This is a genomic window from Williamsia soli (assembly GCF_017377795.1).
Lineage (GTDB): Bacteria > Actinomycetota > Actinomycetes > Mycobacteriales > Mycobacteriaceae > Williamsia > Williamsia soli.
This window is the reverse complement of record NZ_JAFRDR010000006.1, coordinates 124331-142841: the sequence shown is the minus strand read 5'-3', so window position 1 is coordinate 142841 and position 18511 is coordinate 124331. Positions and strand designations below refer to the sequence as shown.

Genomic DNA, 18511 nt, shown 5'->3' with positions numbered 1-18511 from the left:
CACCGAGAGGAACAGCGATGCACGCGACCACGTCGAGAGTTCTCCGCGTCCACCAGAAGACCTGGGAAGCGGACGGCGTCACCAGCATCACCTTCGTCGACCCGACCGGTGCATCGCTGCCCTCCTGGGAACCCGGGGCACACATCGCACTGCATCTGCCGGGCGGGCTGATCCGCGAGTACTCGCTGTGCTCAGACCCCGCCGACACGACACAGTGGACGGTGGCGGTCCTTCGCGCCGAACAATCGCGCGGCGGTAGCACTCTCGTGCATGACCAGCTGTCCGTGGGCGCGGAGATCGAGATCGACGGTCCCCGCAGCGCGTTCGCACTCGACGCCGATGCCACCGAACACGTCCTCGTGGCCGGCGGTGTCGGCATCACGCCGATCATCACCATGATGCGGCGATTGCACTCCGGCGGTCAGCCCTGGCGGATGCTCTACGCGGGGCGATCGCGGACGTCGATGGCCTTCGCCGATGAAGTGGCGGCACACGAAGGCCACTCGACCGTCCACGCCGACGACGAGAACGGTGGACTGCCGGATCTGGTCGCGATGGTCGGGTCCGCAACGGCAGGCTCGGTGATCTACTGCTGTGGCCCCGCAGCGCTTCTCGACGCCGTTGCAGCCGTTGTTCCAGAGGGAGTCTCGCTGAGGACCGAACGGTTCGCCGCCCCACCGGCCGCCACCCCTGAGGGAGACGAGTCGGCATTCGACGTCGTCCTCGAACGCAGTGGCACGCGCATAGCGGTCGGCCCCGAGGAATCCGTGCTCGACGCCCTCATCGAGGCGGGAATCGACGTCGCCAGTTCCTGTACCGAAGGAATCTGCGGCACGTGCGAGGTCGGTGTCGTCAAAGGCGACGTCGATCACCGCGACTTCCTGCTCAGTGAGAGCGAGCACGCCGCGAACGCGACCATGTTCCCCTGCGTATCCCGTTGCCGCTCGGCCGAACTCGTCCTCGATCTGTAGAAGGAATCATCGTGCTCTACTCCCAGTTCCCGACTCTCACCGAACAGCCGGTGTGTAACCTGCGCAGTCTGCGATCGGTCGCGCTCAGTGTTCCGGATCCCGCCGCCTCCCGCGACTTCTATCACGAGGTCTGGGGTCTGACAACTGTCGATGAGGACCGTGACCGGTTCTGGTTGCGCGCAACCGGTACCGACCACCATGTCCTCGATCTCCGTCGCGGTGACCTGAACGCATTGGGCTGCATCAGCTTTGCCCTCGGCACACCGCGGGACGTCGATGACGCCGCACGTGCACTCGACCGCATCGGCGTACCACTGCTGCGTTCCCCGGGTCAGCTCGACGACGCCGGCGGCGGTTACGGACTCCAGCTGGTCGACCCCGAAGGCCGAATCGTCGAACTGTCCGCGGACACGTTCGCGGTGTCCACGCAAGAACCCGCGGGCCGCCGGGCAGTCCCTCGTAAGATCGCCCATGTCGTCCTCAACACCACCGACATCGAACGCACCGCGGCCTTCTACACGCAGGTACTCGGCATGCGGATCTCCGACTGGTCCGAACGTCAGATGACGTTCCTACGGTGCAACTCCGATCATCACGTCATCGCCCTGAACCAGGCTCCCTGGCCGTCACTCAATCACATCGCGTACGAGATGCCGACCATCGATCACTTCATGCGCGGCATCGGAAGTCTTCGCTCTCACGGCATCTCACCGCAGTGGGGTCCGGGTCGGCATGGGCCGGGCGACAACACCTTCTCGTACTTCACCGACCCCGCCGGGCTCGTGTGCGAGTACACCTCTGAAGTCGCCCAGGTTGACGAGGACGCGTGGCTGTGCCGGACGTGGCGCCGTACCCCCGAGCTGTCCGATCAGTGGGGAACCGCGGGTCCGCCCACCACTGCCGTCCGTTCTGCGATGGCCGGCATCCCGGATCCCGGCGCCCGCACACTGGTCATCGCCCGCGACGCCGACTACTTCTACGGCGCACCCGACACCGTAGGTGTCTCGTGACCGCGGCAGCAACGGTCCTGGATCGGTTGCACTTCGTCGAACGCGCGGCGGGCACCGAGTCCTCGAGGCACCCCCGGATCGTGCTCCTGCACGGGATCGGCGGTTCTGCCCGCTCGTGTGGTCCCGTCGCCAACCGGCTCGCAGCGCGGGGGATCTCCTCGTGGTGCCTGGATGCACCCGGCTACGGCGAATCCGCCGATCCACGGCCGGGCGACGACATCGTCTCCGATGTGATCGAACTGGTCTGCGCCCTGTCGCCGGACCGTCCCGTCGTACTCATGGGAACCTCGTGGGGCGGTGTGGTCGCCACCGCAGTCGCGCTCCGACGCCCAGACATGATCGCGGGTTTGATACTCGCCGACAGCACCCGCGGATCGGGCACCACCCGCGCACAATCCGACGCGATGCTCTCACGGGTCGACGAGCTGAACACCCTCGGTGCACACGCTGTCGCTGCGCAGCGAGCACCCCGGTTGACTGCGCCGGCTGCAGACCCTGCGGTCGTCGACGCGGTGCGGCGGTCGATGGCGGACCTGCGTCCTGCCGGATTCCGGGCGGCCGCCGCGTTCATGGCAGCAACCGACCACGGGCCGGAACTGGTCAAGATCAGTTGTCCCACCACCGTTCTCGTCGGTGAGTACGATCTCGTCACCGGCGTGGAGGAATCACGGTTGCTGGCTGATGCGATCACCGGGGCTCGTCTGCACGTCATAGCCGACGCCGGGCACGTGGCCATCCAGGAACAGCCCGATGCCGTCGCCGAGCTCGTCGCAGACTTCGTCCGGAGGCTGCCGTGAGCGCCGCAGGTACCGTCGTCGTCACCGGAGGTGGACGAGGCCTCGGCCGCGCCATCGCCGAGCGACTCTGCCGCGAGGACCATGCCGTCGTCATCGCGGAGCGCGACCCGGAAACCGCGCACTCCGCGGCCGAAGACCTCACCGCAGCGGGTTACGACGCCACCGCGATCGTCACCGACATCGCCGATGTCGATTCGGTACGCGACCTTGCAGACCATCTGAGAGACAACGATATTCGCCTTATCGGATTGGTGAACAACGCCGCGATCGCCGACGGTGTCGGGGGCGCGACATTCTTCGAGCTCGCCGACGACGAGTTCGGCCGCGTCACCGATGTCAACGTCCGCGGCACCTGGTCGGTGACGAAGTACCTGTGGCCGCACCTGTCCGAGTCGGGAGGCGCGATCGTGAACATCGCCTCCGACGTCGCGATGTACGGGTCGCCGCGCCTCGTGCACTACGTCTCGTCGAAGGCCGCGGTCATCGGGATGACGCGGTCGATGGCCCGCGACGCCGGGACCTTCGGGGTTCGCGTCAACGCGGTTGCCCCGGGTCTGATCCGGATCGAGGCGACCGAGGGCGTCCCCGACGCCCGCTACCAGACGTATGCCGCCGGCCGCGCGCTACCACGTGAACAGACGCCCGAGGACGTTGCCGGTGTCGTGCGATTCCTGCTGTCCGACGATGCCGCGTTCGTCACCGGCCAGACCATCGTCGTAGACGGCGGATTCATCTTCCGATGACCACTGACCACCCACCCCACGAGGAGAACCGATGGACCTGCAGTTGAAGGGTCGACGAATCCTGATCACCGGCGCCAGTTCCGGGATCGGACTCGCGACGGCGCGACTGCTCGCCGAGGAGGGCGCCCAACTCGCGTTGTGCGCTCGAGATGAGTCGCGACTGCGCGAGGCCACAGCCGACCTCGCCTCGATGACCGACGTCGTCACCGCCTCCTGCGACGTCACCGACAGGGCGTCGGTCGAGGAGTTCGTCGGCCGAGCCGTGGACGAATTCGGTGGTCTCGACGGTGCCGTCTGCAATGCAGGGCGGTCTCTGATGCGAACTCTCGATGAGACCACGGACTCCGAGGTCCGAGACGAGTTCGACCTCAAGATCTTCGGCGCCCTCAATGTGGTCCGGGCAGCACGCAAGACGCTGGCGGCATCCGACGCGGGCTCGGTCGTGGTGGTCAACGCCATCCTGTCCCGCCAGCCGGAGCTCCGACTCGCGATCACCGCAGCCGCTCGTGCCGGACTGCTGAATCTGTCCCGTTCACTGGCGAGTGACCTCGCCTCCGATGGGATCAGGGTCAACTCGGTGCTTCTCGGCCTCGTCGACACCGGGCAATGGCAGCGCCGCTTCGAAGACAGCGGTTCAGACGCCGATTTCGACACGTGGAGCGCAGAGATCGCCCGCGACCGCGGAATCGCACTGGGCCGCTTCGGAACCGCTGACGAGCTGGCGTTTCCTATCACTACGTTGCTCTCACCCAGGAACAGCTACATGACGGGCGCAGCCCTCGACGTCGGTGGCGGAGTCCACCGCTACGTCTGACGCCCGACGACCTTCGATCAGGAGAACACCATGAACCGAGAACCCGAGACCCGTCGCCGTACCGGTGGCGACGTGCTGGTCGACGTGATGCGCAAACACGGCATCACCACCGCCTTCGGCGTGATCAGCATCCACAACCTGCCGCTCGTCGAGGCTGTCGATCGCGACCTCGAGTTCGTGGAGATGCGCCACGAGGCCGCGGCCGTCAATGCGGCCGACGCCTTTGCACGAGCGTCCGGAGGGATTGGAATCGCATTGACCAGCACCGGAACCGGAGCAGGAAACGCGGCAGGATCGATGGTGGAAGCACTCACCGCCGGCAGCCGGGTCCTGCACATCACCGGGCAGATCGAGAGCGAGTACCTCAGTCCTGGACGCCCCGCTTCGAGCCGCGGCGTGATCCACGAGTTCCCGGCCCAGCCCCGGATGCTCGAGGCTGTCTCCGCCCACTCGGCCACCATCACCGACGCCAAAGAGGCTGCGGCAGAGCTCGAGTGGGCCATCTCCCGCATCCTGTCCGCGCCGTCGGGGCCCGCAAGCGTCGAGTGGCCGACCGATCTGCAGTATCTGGCATCGCCCGAACACCAGCGTCCCACCGAGTCGACGCCGCGTGCGGTGGCACCCGCTGACCCACAATCGGTGACTCGAGCGGCCGAATTGCTGGCAGGCGCCAAGTCACCCCTCATCTGGCTCGGCGGCGGCGCCGCCGGCGCGGGAGAGATCGTGTCCGCGCTGGCCCATCGTCTCGGAGCCGGCATTCTCACCAGCAACTCGGGTAGGGGAATCGTTCCCGAGGACGATCCGCTGGTCATCGGCAACTTCGCAACCACTCCGGCGGCCCGCGAACTCATCGCCGACGCTGATCTCGTCCTCGCAGTCGGAACGCACTTCCGCTCCAACGAGACAGCCACCTATTCACTGTCGCTACCGTCGACCCTGATCCAGATCGATGTCGATCCGAGCACGGTCGGACGGGTGTATCCGGCCGAGGTCGCAATCGTCGGTGACGCCGAGACGACCCTCGCTGGAATCACCGCTGCGCTCGGCGAGCCGTCCGGGTCTGGCACCTGGCAGGCCCGGATCACCGAGGTCCGCGACCGTGTCCGCCGCGAATTGACCGAGTACATCGGCGGATACGCCGAGATCTGCGATGCGGTCCGGACCGTACTGCCCCGCCGGTCCGTGATCGCCCGCGACGTCACCATCCCGTCGAGCCAGTGGGGAAACCGGTTGCTGCCGATCTTCGAGCGAGCCACCAACGTCTTCCCCCTCGGCGGCGGCATCGGCCAGGGTCTCGCGATGGGTATCGGCGCCGCACACGCGCGTCCCGACGTGCCGACGCTGGTCATGGTCGGCGATGGCGGTCTCGCGGTCCACCTCGGTGAGCTCGCGTCACTTGCCGGATCCGGCGCCCACGTCATCGTGCTTGTCTTCAACGACGGCGGATACGGGGTCCTGCGGAACATGCAGGAGAAGAACGGCTTCCGCCGCTCCGGTGTCGACCTGCACACTCCCCGCTTCGACCTCCTCGCCGCTTCGATGGACATCCCGTACCACCTCGTGCAGGGCGCAGGAAGCATTGCCGGCGCCTTGGCCTCCGCCATCGACCGCACCGGTCCGACGATGATCGAAGTGGATGTCGCCGCGCTCGATCCGGTACCCGGCCCCTTCGTCCCTCCCGTACACGTTCCCTCCGAGGCACACTCATGATCGCCACGACCCTGTGGTGGGACGACGGCGCGCAAGCCGCGGTCGAGGCCGGTGAACCCACTCATGTGTTCGCTGCGGGCGACGATGCGGCGCAAGCCGTGCGACTCGCCATCGTGCATCCGGACGCCGTCCTGAGTCTCGTACTCGCGGATCCGACGACCCCGCCGGCGGATGTGAGCGCTTCCCTCGCCGCCGTCACGGTTCCGACGCTCGTCGTCGCCTCCGCGGAGGACGTCGAGTCCGATCTGACTGTCGCCCAGCAGTTCGCCGGCGAGATCGACAACGCGATCTTCGTCGTCGTGGACGGGTCCGCGCGCCCGGTCCACACCGCAAGCCGAGCCTCATTCACAGAGTGGAGCTCATCGTTCGTCGCCATCGCAGAAGGACTCGCAGCACGTGGCGGCACGTATCTCACCCCACCCACCCCACTTGTCGAAGGAGCACTCCGATGACAACTCGCACAGCCCGCGAGCCATATCTCGAAGCAAACCAGACCCACCCGGAACCGATCACGCCGTACGAGATGAAGCTCTCAGGCTCGCTCACCGAAGTGTTCAGCAGCGGTGCAACGACTCTCGACGACGTCGTCGCGGGACTCAATGCCCTGGGATTACACGGACCCGACGGTAAAGCGTGGTCCGACGACACCTTCCGCGCCGAGATGCGCAGATTGGGGAAGTGACATGACCACCGACACCACCACCAGCGCCAAGCCGGCCACCCGCCCGCGCGGACCCCAGTTCGCCGTCGGCACCCGCCGGCACCTCGATGCCGATGAGATCGCCGCCACCGGCCTCCGTGATCGGTGGTACCCGATTCTCCCGTCCCACATGGTCGAGCCCGGTGCGATGGTCCCGGTCCGCCGACTCGAGGTGGACTGGGTGCTGTTCCGTGACGCGGAAGGCACGATCCGCATGCTCGAAGACCGTTGTCCCCATCGCAGTGCACCGCTGTCGGTGGGACAACACCTCGGCGACCGGATCGCCTGCCTCTATCACGGGGTCCAGGTCGACGGGGACGGCACAGTCGTCTCGGTTCCCGGCATGCCCGGGTGCGCGCTCGAAGGCCGCCGCGCGACGGTGTCACTGGACGTCGTCGAGGCCGCCGACACGATCTTCGCGTTCATCCCGCTGACCGCGGACTCGGTGACGACGCCGTTCGCGCTCCCGGATCGGCTCGCCGACCCCGAGGTGTCGTGGTTCCCGAACTACGCGGAGTGGGCCGGGCCGTGGCGGTTCTACATGGACAACGTCCTCGATCCCATGCACGGGGCATTCCTGCACCGCAATTCGCATTCGATGTTCGGCGGCGACATCTCCGCCCGGTTCCGTATCCGGGAGACCGACCGGGGGTTCTTCTTCGAGAAGACCGACCAGCGCGGTGTGAACTTCGACTGGGTCGAGTTCGTCCGCGGATCGATGGACTTCGTCGATCTGGAGATCCCGTACGGTCCGGCCGCCGGGCCCGGAGGAGTCTTCGGCATCGTCGGGATGAGCACACCGATCGACCGGAACACGTCGGCGATCTTCCACTGGCGCACCCGCAGGGTCAGCGGCTGGGAACGCGAAACCTGGCGATTCCTGTACCGGACGCAGCTGGAGGCGAAACACTGGGAGGTCCTCGAACAGGACCGTGCGGTGCTCGAGGTGTTGGCCGGCGACGCCGACCGCGAAGAACACCTCTATCAGCACGACCTCGGCGTCTCGCGGATCCGGCGGCTGTACCGCGCCGACGCCACCGCGCAGGCGCAGACCCTCGCGGCCGCGAACACATGACCGGCACCGACACCCTGATGCTGACGATCTTCCTGCGGCACGACCAGAGCCAGAACCTGGAGCAGTTGCAGGGCCGCCTCGACGCCAGCGACTGGTGGCACGGTTTCCCACCCGAGGATTGCGAGGTCGTCTCCTGGGTGGTCGCGATGGGCATCGGACAGATCGTCACGCTGCGGCTACCCGCCGATCGGCTGGCGGCGGTGAACGTCGAACTCGAGCGGCGAGCGTGGGGCACGTTCCGGACGGAGTTCTACCCCACCTATGACTTCTCGGACGTGCGCGACCGCCTCACCCGTGAGTCAGACGCACGCCGAGCGGTGGGCACCCGATGACCGGGGTGGACGACCCCTCCGTTCCGGCACCTCCGCGCCCGGACATGTTCAGCAACGCCCGAATCGTCGGCGACCAATTCTTCCTGTCAGGAATGCACGCGGGTTCACCGTCCGGCCCGATCGGCGGCAACGATACCCATGCGCAGGCAGTCGAGGCCTTCCGCCGGACGCAGGCGCTCGCCCGAGCGTGCGGGGCCCACGCCGACGACATCGTCGTTCTGCGTATCTACGTCACCGACATCGCCGACAAGCAGGCAGTCTCCCGCGCTCGCAGCGCGGTCTTCACCGAACCGTTCCCGTGCTCGACCCTCGTCGAGGTGTCTGCCCTGGTCGACCCAGGCCTCACCGTCGAGATCGAAGCGCAGGGATTCCTACCGAAAGCCCGTTCCGCGGGCGACTAAAATCAACCCAACCGGTGCTCACGCATCGACAACCACAAGGACGCCATCATGAGCGGACCGACCATGACCCAGCAGACCAGTACCGGCGAGATCACCCGGCCGAACTGGCCCGTGCTCGCCCTCGCCTTCATCGCCGTTGTGCTGGACGGCTACGACACCATCGCCCTTGGCCTGTCCGTCCCGGCCTTGTCCAAGGACTGGGACGTCTCGGCCTCTCACTTCACTCCGGCGCTGTCTCTGACCAGCCTCGGCGTCGCACTCGGCTACATCGCGGTGGGACGCCTGACGGCCCGTTTCGGTTGTCGCCACGTCATCCTCGCCGCCGTGGTCGCCTTCACGATCGGATCACTGCTCACTGCGTGGGCCGGTTCCATCATCGAACTCAGCGCGCTCCGGTTCATCACCGGGTTCGGGCTCGGTGCCGTGATGCCCGCAGCCGTGGCGCAGGCCACCGCACTCAACCCGACTCGTTACCGCCAATCGATAGCTGTGTTCGTGACCATGGGCATCTCCCTCGGTGCGCTCATCGCCGGCCTCGCCGGATCCCAGATCGTCGGGGCATTCGGATGGGAATGGGTGTTCATCCTCGGCGCGATCGCGTCTGCGGTACTACTGCCGTTCCTGTGGCGGTGGCTTCCCGACGAGCGCACGGTCACCGGTGTGGTCGCCTCGTCACCGAGGGCCAAACACGACGCATCGGTTGCCCGGCTCTTCGAACCACAGGTCCGCTCCCGCACGATCTTGCTGTGGGCCTTCGCCTTTCTGGTGTTCTCGGTCTTCTACATCTTCTCGTCCTGGCTTCCGACCCTGCTGACGAGCTACGGATTCACCACGGGCCTGGCACCGCTCGGTTCGGCCGCGCTCGGAATCGGCAGCATCATCGGCGCCGGCGTGCTGATGGTCGGAGCGTTGCGATTTCGAATGACCTCCGTGTTGGCCGGCACCACCGCGGTGGCGATCGTCTTCCTCGTACTGTCGGCCTTCCTCGGCGCCGACAAAGCCCTGCTGCTCGTGGTGTTCGCCGGAGTGGGCCTGGGTCTTCAGGCCGGGATGATCGGGCAGGCCGCCGTCTCGGTGTCCCTGTATCCGCAGGCAACCGCGGCAACGGGGGTCGGCTGGACCTCGTCGATGGGCCGACTCGGATCGGTCGTCGGACCGATCGTCGGTGGTGCGCTCATCGGACTCGGGGTCGCCACCAGCACGATTGTTCTCCTCGCCTGCATCCCCGTAGCCGTTGCCCTGATCCTCATTCTTGTTCTAGGACAGCTGAAATCCGGCGATGTCGAGGGCTCCGCAGTCAACTGAGGTTCACCACAGCAGCCCGAGACCGACCGTCGTCGCGAGTGTCACCGTGACCAGAAAACTACCCGGCGCCGGTGTCGTCGACGCGAGTTCACTACAGGTAGCGAGCCTTGCCGCGATCGCCGACCTGTTCGGGGTGGTCGCGCCAGATGTCCCTGCCATACCGGACTGACACTGCTGCCCCGAGACGTGCTCACACTGTGAAGTTGTCAATGTTCCAGCCGCACCGGGGTCATCCAATGCTGCGGTAGTAGCTTGAGACTGCGTCGTCGTGTGTAGTTTCTCGGAAATCTGTGGCGGCCTCGGAGGCAGTCTGCGTTGAGAGAGTTGGGTTCAGGCGGCGAGTGGTTCGTTGGTCATGGTGCGTCTGGCGTGTCGCCGCATCGGTTCGGTGGTGCCCGGTTTTATGAACCAGGGGTGCCCGTCTGCACATGGTTCGCGCTCCGCTCCGCTTCGTCTCCGCCGATGAAGACGGTCCAGCCTTTGTGGTGGATGTAGTTGCGTGGGGCCCGTTCGACGATCGCGTCCATGTGTTACCCGGACAGGGTCAGCAGCAGTGGATCCGCCGCCATTGTTGATAGGTGTTCGAACAGTCCCCCGAAGTTCATGAAATGAATGTACCGCGGATTTCGGGCTAGCACAAGTGTTCGACAAGACTCTTTCTTCTGTGCTGCAACGTCTTTCGACATACTTGACGCTGCCCGCAACTAGAATATCAAAGGGTTCTGACATCGTCGGATTCGAGCGACAAGGGCACGCTCGACGACCAAAAGGACACGGTCGGCGCGAGTTTCGGCACGGTCGGTGGATGGGAGAACGTCAACGGACCATTCCCCGATGCATCACACGGTCGCCGACCACACCGCTGTGGTCGGCGCGGTGCATGACAACCCGGTTGTCCCACATCACCACGTCACCGGCGGACCAGGCGTGCCGAAAGACGTTGTCCTCGCGGGTCGAGTGGGCAATGAGGTAGGCAATGATCTCCGCTGTCTCTTCCGACGTCTTGCCGCTCATCGCCGCACACCTCGCCGCTGCCGACAAGTAGAGCGCGGTCCTTCCCGACAACGGGTGGTCCAGGAAGATCGGATGGGCAGCGGACGTTTCCGCGTCAGCGCCCGGATCCACCCCGGTGACAACATGGGTCACTACGCGACCGGCCAGGTCGTCGCGAATCTCATCCGGAAGCGTGTCGTACGCCGCGTACTGGTTGCTGAACTGGGTGTGGCCGCCCTCTGTGGGCACGTGCACCGCACGCAACGCGGTGTACCGGGGCGGCTGCGACACGTACGTCGTGTCGACGTGAAAGGTGGACTTCGGCGGTGTCGTCCGGCCGACGTTGCTGATGACGTTGAGGTCAGGGTAGCCGGCGAGCGGCAACTCGCCCGAAGTGAACATCAGCTCGCCGAACCGTTCCAGAAACGCGAGAAATCCGCTGTCGTCGACGTTCTGGTCAGGTATGACCACCACGCCGAACTCGGCCAGGAGGTTCTCGAGTCGGTCCACCTCAGCGGGGCCCACCTCGTCCAAGGACAGGTCGGTCACGCGGGCACCGATCGGATCGACGACCTGATACCTCATCAGCGAGCCTTCTCCTGTGCGATCTCCCGCAGGCCGATCGCGAACAACTCATCGACGGTGACACCTGCGGCGGAGGCCATCACAGCAATCACGCTGCTCGGTGAATACGAGCAGTACAGTCCGGCCTCGAGGAACCAGGGCACGCCTGCCGGATCGATCCGAAAATCGAACAGACTGTAATGCCTGCAACCGAGAGCGACGTGAGCGCGTCGAGCAGCGGCCCACACCGCCTCGGTCACCGGGTCGTCCACGTCGACGATCCACGCCTTGGTGGACTCCTTCGCCACCAGATACAGCTGACCGTCCGCTGTCCGGTCCAGCTTGTCGGCGCGAGCGCGGATGGGGTGATCCTGCTCATCGACTGCATACTCTTCGAGCGGCAGGCACACCAACTCGCCGTCGCGAACGATGATGCCGCACCGTACCTCTCGGCCCAACGGTACGTAGGTTTCGACGAGCGCCGAATCCGAGTACAGCAGCGCATCGTCGATCGCGAGGTCCATGTCCGGGTCTTCTCGTACCAGAGCCACACCCATGGAATTGTCGGAGTCCGCGGGTTTGACGACCACGGGCAATTCTCCGGTGTACTTCTCACCGGCCCTGACCACCTCACCGGCGGGGACCGCGACTCCCGCAGCGGCGACTACAGTGCGGGTCAACTGCTTGTCGGCCGTCAGCGCCATGACATCGGCGCGGTTACCCAGGTACGGGACGCCGATCACGTCGAACAGAGACCGGTACGCCGTCATACCCGGGAGACAGAACATCTCAGGAACGATCACGTCATACCGGCGCGCCTGGATGTAGCCAACGGCGTCCGACAGAGAGATCGGCTGCGCTGCAGCGATCTCGTCCTCGGTCAGCCCACTCAGGAACCGCCAGCTGCCATCGGGCGAGACGTAGGCCACCTCCACCCGGTAACCGTCCAGACCCCTGAGCGCATCCACGAAGCCCGTTGCGTACACCCGGGACAGGTCGGCGCGGAAGTAGTCGACGGGCGAGCCCGCCAGCGCGAGAACCTTCAGCGTTTGCATCAATCGCCCCCCAGCTCGACGAGCTTGCCGATGTTGAAATCGATACGCGTCCAGACCTTTCCGGTGACCAGGCTCTTGACGAGCAAAGACGGTATCTGGAGGTGATGAACGAGTAGATACGGAAGAGGATCCCATGCTGCGAAGATCGCGTCGCGTCCCCGTCCGATGACCCGCATGCGATCGCGTCGACCCGGTTCTGTCAGCAACCGCCAGAGCTCGTGATAGATCCAATACGTCGGCAGCGAATCCACCTCCGGAACGATCATCGGGTGACGGTCGTCGAGATAGGCGGCGGCCAGCTGTGGGTGGCCTTCGAACATCGTGATGGCCGAGTGGGTCCGGGGATTGCACTCGATTGCGTAGACATGCCCGTCGGCACCCTCGATGAAGTCGAACGAGTACTGGCCGCTCACGCCGAGCCGACCCACGAACCTCTGTACCCACGAGAGGATTTCCGGTTTGTCCACCATCTCGTAGTTGACCTGGAAGGCCGACGACTCGCAGCACGCGTACACCTGCAGATCCCCTGAACGCGCGGTACCGTGCGTGCAATATTCTTGGCCTGCAACATATTCCTGCAGAATCCACGGATCATCCTCGGAGATCGACAAGCTCGCAGCGAACTGCAGATTGCGCTCCGGCGTCTCGCGGGAGAGTTTCGTGAGGTCCATGCGACCGACGGGATTGTAGGCAATACGCTTCAGGATGTACTCGCGGCCCGGCGGAAAGTCGAACTCCGAGATCTGGATCGGGTCGGTGATGCGCCGCGAGTCCGGCACCCGGACACCAATCGACCGCGCGAACTCCGAGAAGTGATCTTTGTCGTCGACCATCCGCACCGTACGCACGTTCCCGTGGACGACGTCACAGAAGTCGCCGAGGTTCTCCCCCGCATCCGCCTCGAAGACACTGGACGCCGGACTCGAGACCGGCACGAAGACATCGACCTCTTCGCGCTTGACCACGTCGAGCAATGCGTCGGCATAGTGTGGCGACGTCGGTTCCGGAAGGCAGTGAAACCTGTCGACGGCCTTCGAGAACCGGTGGCCGGTGAATCGATACTTCGCGGACTCCGCCAGGATGACCCGGTGCCCGGCCAGATGAAAGGCGCGGGCGATCGACAATGACTTGGTCATCTTGCCGCCGGTGATGAGCACCGTGCGGCGCCTGCTCGTTTCGTCCACCACCGGCGGTGGCACGCGACGGAGCACGGCGATCGCAGTGATCGCGAGATCGACCGGCAACGTCACGAGGAGTCCCGCCAGTGCACCGATTGTCCTGATCGACGACGCTGCTGTCATGACCCGTCCACACCCGTACGCCGGATGAGAGTCAACCCGTCCCGCAACGGCAGCAATACCTGCTCCACCCTGGCATCCTTGGCGACGACCCGGTTGAAGTCGGCAATCGCCTGCCCGTTGGTGGATCGAGCACCGTTGAACGCGTACGGCTCCCCCTGTAGGAGCGTGTTGTCGACGGCGATCACGCCGCGCGGCGCGAGGAGGTCACTACCGATGAGGTAGTGGAAGTAGTCGAGGTACCCGGTCTTGTCGGCGTCGATGAACACCAGGTCGAACGGACCATCCAGCCGGAGAACGGTATTCAGGGCCGGACCCACCTCCACCCGAATCCGTCCCCCAGCAGGTGATTCGGCAAAACACTGGCGGGCGACGTCGGCGACATAGGGATCGACCTCACACGCAACCACCTCGCCATCGTCGGGGAGCGCCTCGGCCATGGCCAGCGCCGAGTACCCGGTGAACATCCCGATGTCGAGGACCCGGCGGGCGCGGGTCATGTGGACCAGGAACTTCAGCGTCTGGCCTTCCACATGTCCCGAGAGCATCTCCTGTTCCAACGGCCCCGATCCGGAGACCAGAGACCGGTCTCCCCATGGTTCAGCCCGGGTACGCGCCGCCAGAGCAGCGAGCGCCGGCGACTCCGGTGTCGAGCACTCCTGCAGGTAGGGATCGAGGCCACGCGCCAGGTCGCGCGCCCGGCGTAGCCGCTCCTTGAGCCCGGGATCGAGCTCGGGAGCCGCGTCGACCAACTCCGCGAGTTCGGCCAGCTCCGCCGCGAGGATTGACGACGGCGTCACCGGATGCGACGGGATCGACACCGTCTCAGCCATCGACGGAGGCCATCGGGGCCGAGGTGAACATGTCGACCCCTGCACCCTCGCGCTCGAAGTCGAGACAGATCTTCTTGTGCACGGTGAGTGTGTCGGCGAGCTCGTCGACGGTGACGTCGTTGAGGAACGTGCAGTGCCCGATCGGGTTGGGGACCGCCGCCCGCAACAGTCCATCTCGCGTCCTGAGAATGGACTGCGTTGCCTCAGAGAGCAATTCGGGGGTCAGATGGTCGCTGTCGAGGGCGAGGCCCAGGCGGTTCATCACTCCGAGGATGCGGTCTCGGTCGTCGACGGAGATGAGCCCGCGCTTCTCGGCGAGCGTTGTCGACAGCGCCATGTCGATGTTGATCGCGTGACCATGGAAGAACGGCTCCGGAGGTGAGAGTTCGAGTGTGGGACTCCACGTGTGCCCGAACGCGATGACCCGGTCGAGCATCAGCTCATGGAGATTGGGCGCTTCGAGTTCGAGCATGGTCTCGATGGCCTGATATGTCAGCCTGTCGGCCACCGCGCGCAATTCTGCAGTTCCGTCCAGATGTCCGAATCGGGTGCGCAGGAGTTCGGGGCCGAACTCGTCGAGCATGTCGAAGATGGCGGAGTTACCGACGGTCGCGATCTTGATGAGCTCGGCCATACCGTTTCGTACCTGGTCGGCAGGCAGGGTTCGGAGAAACGCGAAGTCCAGCAACACTTTTTCAGAGGCATGGTAGGCGCCCAGCCGATTCTTGTGCTTGCCGTGATTGACCGCCACCTTGATCGACACACTCGCGTCGATCAGTCCGATCAAGGTGGTCGGTATGCGAATGTACGGTGTATTCCGTCGATAGCTGGCGCACGCAAAACCGGCCACATCGGTTGTCAGACCGCCGCCGACCACCAGGACGGGTTCGGTCCGGACGAGGCCGAATGCGTCGAATTCGCCGACGATGTCCTCGTAGGTGCCCAGCGATTTCGCAGTTTCGGCAATGCCGACGGGAACAACCGTGAGCTGCAGGTCGTGGTGGTCGAAGTAACGATGGATCTGCGTTCCGTAAAGCGCGTATACGCTCTCATCGATCACCATCAGGCAACGGCCGTAGCCGCGATAGGTGTCGGCCAGATGTGGCTGGTCGATGGCGAAGACGCCGTCGACGTATAACAGGTCGTACTCGATCTTCTCGTAGCCTTCCACGTGGAATGCACGTTCGGTAGCGGTGACACGGGCTTGGATGTCGCTCATCTGAATCCTCTCTGACTGCCGTTGAGCGCTAGTGGTCGTTGCCGGTCAAGGCGCGCAGACGATCTGCATCGAGCTCACCGACTACCTCGACGGCTTCAGAAAAGTCGCCACTCACGGTGTTCTGGTTCGGGAACGCCACGCAGATCACCGAGGCGGCGGTGGCCGCGTGCACGCCGCCGACATTGTCTTCGATCGCGACGCACGAGCCCGCGTCTTCCCCGAGTTGATCCAACGCGTACTTGTACGACGCCGGGTCAGGCTTCCCCGTGTCCACAGTGGCCGAATCGACGACCACGTCGAAGGTTTCGCGAGAAACGTCCGGAAGTCCGGCGAGCAACGCGGTGACGTTCTCGGGTGATGTCGTCGTGACCAGGCCGAGTTTGACGTTGTGGGTCTTCGCAGCCGCAACCGCGTCAAGGACGCCGGCGCGAGGCTCGATACCCAGCATCGCCACCAGTTCCTGGAAAATCGACGATTTGGTCGCGTGCACTGCAGCCGCATCAACGGTCTCGCCGCGAGACTCGGCGTAGTCGGCAATGCGTTGCGCGCCACCGTTACTCGATAGCATGGAGATGTAGTCGTCTCGACCCCACTTCCAGTTCAATCCGTGAGCTTCAAAGGCTTCGTTGAACGCACGGCGCTGAATTTCGGAGGTGTCCGCGAGAGTACTGATTGATCCAAACAAGATGGCAGCCATCATGTTCCTTCCTGGAATCCGTTGATGTCCAATGCCATTGCTCGACCCCTTCGAGTGTGAACAGACCAGGTGTCGGCAAGGACTCACCGAACATCACGAAAAGGTCACGAAAAGTCACGAAATGGTAACGGCTACTCGGGGCGCGAGCTACTCACTCCCTCGCGCCAGCCCCCTGCACCATCTCTACGACGTGACCGGGCAACGGTTCAGCAAGAACCGAACGGCCGCGGACATGGGGCCGCGATGAGTTCTTCGTCCGGCCCCGGTCCAACAGAGCATGGGAATCGCATTGTCCGACGTGTGGCCGGTCGTTCACGCTGAACGAGCGCGGCTCGTCGAAGACCTGGGTCAACTGGCCGACCGCTCGTGGGCGACGCCGTCACTGTGCCCGGGTTGGGATGTGCACGACGTCGTGGCACACCTGATCGACTCCGCGGGGACCTCCAGACTCAGCTTCGTCCGGCGAATGATCGTGGCGCGTTTCGATTTCGACGACGACAACGCCTCCGGGATCTCCAAGACCAGATGCGACAACCCCCGCGACACCCTGGAAGCGATGCGTGCGGTGGTCACATCGACGCGCACGCCGCCCGCGAACCCGGCCACGCGACTGGTCGAGGCGTTCGTCCACGGGGAAGACATCCGTCGCCCGTTGCAGATCAAGTCGAACTATCCCACTGCTTCCGTCATCGACGCGCTGGACTATCAGTCCAGAACCTCGGTTCGGTTCGGCGGCGGACGAGAGCGCATCGAAGGGTTGCGACTGATCACGACCGACACCGAGCTGGCAATGGGGCCCGAAGATGGCCTGGCGGTGCGCGGCCGGGCCATCGATCTGCTGCTCGCGGTGTCGGGGCGGGTGGTGTCAGAAGAAGCGCTGGCCGGACCGGGCGCAGCGCCGCTCACCGCTCGGACGCCATTTCTGCGCTAGGTGTCACAGTGCTCGATTGTGAGTAGCATCCGACCTGTTGGGGCTGAACCCGAATACCTGGTCAATACCACTGCCGCGGCAATCGCATCGACTTACCTGATAACTGTACGGGAAATCATTCCTGAATTGAACAGGTTCGAGCGCTACGCAATCGGACACACTCGCAGTCGGACACACTAGAGCCGAAGCCGCGTCGACAACAGGTGTGCCGCATCCAAAAGCGTTGCACCCAACGTCGGTAGCCGCTCCGGCCGGAACCGCGTCTGCACCCCGGTCAGGCTCAGCGCCCAGGCCGGACGGCCTGATCGGTCGAACACGGCCGACCCGATACCGTAACTTCCCTCGACGAGCAGCCCCGGGTTGACGGCGTATCCACTCTGCAGCGTCGCCGCTATCCGCCGCCGGATCGATGACTCCGAATGCATCTCACCCCAGGTGCTTTCGAGTGCGGTCCGCGAGAAGAAGCCGTCAACGTCCCGAGCGGGCAGATGGGCGAGGATCACCAAGCCTGCGGAAGCGACCCCCAGCGGAAAACGGATGCCCTCGTGCAGGACGTGCGAACGCAGCGGGAAGCTACCTTCTTGACTCAGCACACAAACGGTTTCGTCGCCGCGGCGTGCGGAAAGGAACGCGCTTTCTCCGGTGTCACGTGCGAGACCGTCGAGGATGTCGCGGGCCTGGCCGGTGATGTCGTAGCGATTCGCGGCGCTCGCGCCGAGCAGGTACAACTCCGGTCCGAGCGCCCAGCGTCCGGTCTTCATGTCCCGATCGATCAGGCCTTCACCCGACAGCGAGGTCAGCAGACGATGGGCGGTCGGACGAGCGATACCGGCGGCCTTGGCCAAGTTTGTGGTCGATGCACCGGCGGGTTCGGCGGCACCGACGGCTCGCAGCAGGGAACCGACACGCGCCACCACGCTTGGGTTGTCCAGATCAGCCATGCACCAAGTCTCGCGTGTTCACTCAGTGAACGCAACAGCCTCGAGCGTTCACACTGCGATCAATTGGACTCGTCTTGGCCCCAAATACTTGATCTGCGAGCTGCGGAAACCTTCACTGGGCC

General features: G+C 64.9%; 21 protein-coding genes. 14 read left to right on the top strand and 7 right to left on the bottom strand.

What is annotated here, in order from left to right; genetic code table 11:
• Positions 1-17: 17 nt before the first annotated feature.
• From J3S28_RS17305 to J3S28_RS28395, 13 genes are read left to right on the top strand one after another with little or no spacing between them, the layout of a single operon-like run.
• On the top strand, positions 18-971 hold the full coding sequence (locus J3S28_RS17305) for a PDR/VanB family oxidoreductase (protein WP_207841963.1): 954 nt from the start codon (positions 18-20) through the stop codon (positions 969-971).
• 11 nt (positions 972-982) lie between these two features.
• Entirely contained in the window at positions 983-1981 is a 999-nt protein-coding gene (locus tag J3S28_RS17300) for a VOC family protein (RefSeq protein ID WP_207841962.1), read from the top strand.
• Positions 1978-2778: an alpha/beta fold hydrolase gene (locus J3S28_RS17295; RefSeq protein ID WP_372436023.1), complete on the top strand. Its 801-nt coding sequence runs from the start codon at positions 1978-1980 to the stop codon at positions 2776-2778. Before J3S28_RS17300 ends, J3S28_RS17295 begins: the two co-directional genes overlap by 4 nt.
• Positions 2775-3521: an SDR family oxidoreductase gene (locus J3S28_RS17290; RefSeq protein WP_207841961.1), complete on the top strand. Its 747-nt coding sequence runs from the start codon at positions 2775-2777 to the stop codon at positions 3519-3521. The genes J3S28_RS17295 and J3S28_RS17290 overlap by 4 nt, the downstream gene beginning before the upstream one ends.
• Before the next feature lie 31 nt (positions 3522-3552).
• Positions 3553-4335: an SDR family oxidoreductase gene (locus J3S28_RS17285; RefSeq protein ID WP_207841960.1), complete on the top strand. Its 783-nt coding sequence runs from the start codon at positions 3553-3555 to the stop codon at positions 4333-4335.
• Positions 4336-4365: 30 nt separating this feature from the next.
• Complete coding sequence (locus J3S28_RS17280; protein ID WP_207841959.1) at positions 4366-6045, top strand: thiamine pyrophosphate-binding protein; 1680 nt, start codon at positions 4366-4368, stop codon at positions 6043-6045.
• Positions 6042-6497: an alpha/beta fold hydrolase gene (locus J3S28_RS17275; protein ID WP_207841958.1), complete on the top strand. Its 456-nt coding sequence runs from the start codon at positions 6042-6044 to the stop codon at positions 6495-6497. Before J3S28_RS17280 ends, J3S28_RS17275 begins: the two co-directional genes overlap by 4 nt.
• Positions 6494-6727, top strand: coding sequence for a recombinase-like helix-turn-helix domain-containing protein (locus J3S28_RS17270; protein ID WP_207841957.1), 234 nt, complete (start codon positions 6494-6496; stop codon positions 6725-6727). Before J3S28_RS17275 ends, J3S28_RS17270 begins: the two co-directional genes overlap by 4 nt.
• A 1-nt stretch (position 6728) precedes the next feature.
• On the top strand, positions 6729-7820 hold the full coding sequence (locus J3S28_RS17265) for a Rieske 2Fe-2S domain-containing protein (RefSeq protein ID WP_207841956.1): 1092 nt from the start codon (positions 6729-6731) through the stop codon (positions 7818-7820).
• Positions 7817-8152: a hypothetical protein gene (locus tag J3S28_RS17260; protein ID WP_207841955.1), complete on the top strand. Its 336-nt coding sequence runs from the start codon at positions 7817-7819 to the stop codon at positions 8150-8152. The genes J3S28_RS17265 and J3S28_RS17260 overlap by 4 nt, the downstream gene beginning before the upstream one ends.
• Positions 8149-8553 (top strand): RidA family protein, encoded by a 405-nt coding sequence (locus J3S28_RS17255; RefSeq protein WP_237341714.1) that lies wholly within the window; start codon positions 8149-8151, stop codon positions 8551-8553. The genes J3S28_RS17260 and J3S28_RS17255 overlap by 4 nt, the downstream gene beginning before the upstream one ends.
• Before the next feature lie 48 nt (positions 8554-8601).
• Positions 8602-9858 carry an MFS transporter gene (locus tag J3S28_RS17250; protein WP_207841954.1) on the top strand — a complete coding sequence of 419 codons (1257 nt, stop codon included), beginning with the start codon at positions 8602-8604 and terminating at the stop codon, positions 9856-9858.
• Positions 9859-9904: 46 nt separating this feature from the next.
• The gene (locus tag J3S28_RS28395) at positions 9905-10027 is read left to right on the top strand and encodes a hypothetical protein (RefSeq protein WP_372436022.1); all 123 of its coding nucleotides are present in this window, start codon (positions 9905-9907) and stop codon (positions 10025-10027) included.
• Positions 10028-10674: 647 nt separating this feature from the next.
• Here the strand turns inward: J3S28_RS28395 and J3S28_RS17245 are convergent.
• Genes J3S28_RS17245 through J3S28_RS17220 form a run of 6 tightly spaced genes read right to left on the bottom strand, consistent with a single transcriptional unit; the run spans position 10675 to position 16517 of the window.
• A complete protein-coding gene (locus J3S28_RS17245) occupies positions 10675-11436 on the bottom strand; it encodes a TauD/TfdA dioxygenase family protein (protein ID WP_207841953.1) in 762 nt (253 codons plus the stop codon).
• Positions 11436-12470, bottom strand: coding sequence for a D-alanine--D-alanine ligase family protein (locus J3S28_RS17240; protein ID WP_207841952.1), 1035 nt, complete (start codon positions 12468-12470; stop codon positions 11436-11438). Before J3S28_RS17240 ends, J3S28_RS17245 begins: the two co-directional genes overlap by 1 nt.
• On the bottom strand, positions 12470-13771 hold the full coding sequence (locus J3S28_RS17235) for an ATP-grasp domain-containing protein (protein WP_207841951.1): 1302 nt from the start codon (positions 13769-13771) through the stop codon (positions 12470-12472). Before J3S28_RS17235 ends, J3S28_RS17240 begins: the two co-directional genes overlap by 1 nt.
• Entirely contained in the window at positions 13768-14601 is an 834-nt protein-coding gene (locus tag J3S28_RS17230; RefSeq protein WP_237341713.1) for an O-methyltransferase, read from the bottom strand. Before J3S28_RS17230 ends, J3S28_RS17235 begins: the two co-directional genes overlap by 4 nt.
• Positions 14594-15820: a sedoheptulose 7-phosphate cyclase gene (locus J3S28_RS17225; RefSeq protein WP_207841950.1), complete on the bottom strand. Its 1227-nt coding sequence runs from the start codon at positions 15818-15820 to the stop codon at positions 14594-14596. Before J3S28_RS17225 ends, J3S28_RS17230 begins: the two co-directional genes overlap by 8 nt.
• 28 nt (positions 15821-15848) lie before the next feature.
• Positions 15849-16517, bottom strand: a complete 669-nt coding sequence (locus J3S28_RS17220; protein ID WP_207841949.1) for an HAD family hydrolase — start codon at positions 16515-16517, stop codon at positions 15849-15851.
• Positions 16518-16794: 277 nt separating this feature from the next.
• Here J3S28_RS17220 and J3S28_RS17215 point away from each other — a divergent pair, with 277 nt between their 5' ends.
• Positions 16795-17448 (top strand): maleylpyruvate isomerase family mycothiol-dependent enzyme, encoded by a 654-nt coding sequence (locus J3S28_RS17215; RefSeq protein ID WP_207841948.1) that lies wholly within the window; start codon positions 16795-16797, stop codon positions 17446-17448.
• 176 nt (positions 17449-17624) lie between these two features.
• Here J3S28_RS17215 and J3S28_RS17210 read toward each other — a convergent pair whose 3' ends face one another.
• Positions 17625-18389: an IclR family transcriptional regulator gene (locus J3S28_RS17210; protein WP_207841947.1), complete on the bottom strand. Its 765-nt coding sequence runs from the start codon at positions 18387-18389 to the stop codon at positions 17625-17627.
• Positions 18390-18511: the final 122 nt, after the last annotated feature.